This is a genomic window from Azospirillum griseum, assembly GCF_003966125.1.
In the GTDB taxonomy this organism is placed as follows: Bacteria; Pseudomonadota; Alphaproteobacteria; order Azospirillales; family Azospirillaceae; genus Azospirillum; species Azospirillum griseum.
Window position 1 is genome coordinate 1 of the sequence record NZ_RXMA01000157.1, and the last position, 328, is coordinate 328.

The 328-nt window shown below is 65.5% G+C and carries 1 pseudogene; it reads left to right on the plus strand.

From position 1 onward, the window contains the following. A pseudogene (locus tag EJ903_RS26600) lies at nt 1-273 on the plus strand (IS5/IS1182 family transposase); the annotation flags it as partial. Nucleotides 274-328: the final 55 nt, after the last annotated feature.

A 328-nucleotide genomic window follows, 5' to 3' on the forward strand; every position in this document is an offset into this window, starting at 1 on the left:
GCGGTGCCGAGCGACACCGCCGACACGGTTCCCACCCGGCGTGACCGCCACATCCAGACGATCAAGGAGCGTGGTCGGCGGGGCTGGCAACGGACCGTCCACTACGGACGGCGATCTCTCGTTGAGGTGGCCATGCTCCGGTACAAAGTTCTCATCGGACGCAGCCTGCGCGCTCGGACTCTGCCCGCACAGAAAGCCGAGGCTCGGGCCGCTTGCGCCGTCATCAATCGGATGACCAGCCTCGGCATGCCGGCCTCCCAAAAGGTCTCCTGACCGTCACGTCGGATCGGGTGTGCTTCGCACCCAAGCCGAATTACGCACCAAAGTC